The organism is Flavobacterium aquicola, assembly GCF_003385115.1.
GTDB classification, from domain to species: Bacteria; Bacteroidota; Bacteroidia; order Flavobacteriales; family Flavobacteriaceae; genus Flavobacterium; species Flavobacterium aquicola.
The window spans coordinates 192,786-194,359 of record NZ_QUNI01000004.1 but is presented as its reverse complement, the minus strand read 5'-3'; the positions used below and the strand labels follow the sequence as shown (position 1 = coordinate 194,359).

Annotated in this window: 1 protein-coding gene; it reads right to left on the bottom strand. The window is 44.2% G+C overall.

Annotated elements, in window-relative coordinates:
• On the bottom strand, positions 1-1,574 hold a 1,574-nt coding region (locus C8P67_RS22085; RefSeq protein ID WP_170141433.1), incomplete at both ends, for a beta strand repeat-containing protein.

Below are 1,574 nucleotides of genomic sequence, written 5' to 3'. Positions count from 1 at the left end.
AAAGGATTTCCTGCGCTTACGGTTATTGGACTGTTGTCCACGGTTATGGTCACGCTTGCAGTTGCAGTACAGCCACTGGCGGAATTTGTTTTAACGACAGTGTATATAGTAGTCTGATCTGGATTGACTATCGGATTTGCGTCAGTAGAAGAAAATCCCGCAGGAACGGAAGTCCATGAATAAGTGTTTCCTGTCACGACAGTTTCTCCTATTGAAGCTCCTGCAGTATTGTCGGTGCAGGTTTTAGTAAACGGGTTTCCAGCACTTACGGTTATTGGGCTGTTGTTTACTGTTACCTTTACGCTTGCAGTTGCAGTACAGCCACTGGCGGTATTTGTTTTAAGTACAGTATAGATAGTAGTCTGATCCGGATTCACCGTAGGATTAGCATCCGCAGAAGTAAATCCCGCAGGAACGGAAGTCCAGGAATAAGTATTTTCTGCTACGGCAGTTTCTCCTATGGAAGCTCCTGCAGTATTAGCAGTGCAGGTTTTAGTAAAAGAATTTCCAGTACTTACTGTTATTGGGCTGTTGTCCACAGTTACAGTTACACTTGCAGTTGCGGTACAGCCACTGGCGGAATTTGTTTTAATGACAGTGTATATAGTAGTCTGATCTGGATTGACTATCGGATTAGCTTCAATAGAAGTAAATCCTGCAGGAACGGAAGTCCAGGAATAGATGTTTCCTCCTACGGCAGTTTCCCCTATGGAAGCCCCATTAATATTAGCAGTGCAGGTTTTAGTAAATGGATTTCCAGCGCTTACGGTTATTGGACTGTTGTCCACGGTTATGGTCACGTTTGCAGTTGCAGTACAGCCACTGGCGGAATTTGTTTTAACGACAGTGTATATATTAGTCTGATCTGGATTTACCGTTGGGTTAGCGTCAGCAGAAGTAAATCCCTCAGGAACGGAAGTCCACGAATAGGTGTTTCCAGTTACGGCAGTTTCTCCTATTGAAGCACCCGCAGTATTGGTGGTGCAAGTTTTAGTAAAAGGATTTCCTGCGCTTACGGTTATTGGACTGTTGTCCACAGTTACGGTCACGTTTGCAGTTGCAGTACAGCCACTGGCGGAATTTGTTTTAACTACATTATAAATGGTAGTCTGATCTGGATTTACAATTGGGTTAGCGTCAGCAGAAGAAAATCCCGTAGGAACAGAAGTCCATGAATAAGTATTTCCTGTCACGGCAGTTTCTCCTATGGAAGCACCCGCAGTATTAGCAGTGCAGGTTTTAGTAAAAGAATTTCCAGTACTTACTGTTATTGGGCTGTTGCCCACAGTTACAGTTACACTTGCAGTTGCAGTACAGCCACTGGCGGAATTTGTTTTAGCGACAGTGTAGACAGTTGTCTGATCCGGATTTACCATAGGGTTAGCTTCAGTAGAAGTAAATCCTGCAGGAACGGAAGTCCAGGAATAGATGTTTCCTCCTACGGCAGTTTCTCCTATGGAAGCACCCGCAGTATTAGCAGTGCAGGTTTTAGTAAAAGAATTTCCAGTACTTACTGTTATTGGGCTGTTGTCCACAGTTACAGTTACACTTGCAGTTGCGGTACAGCCACTGGT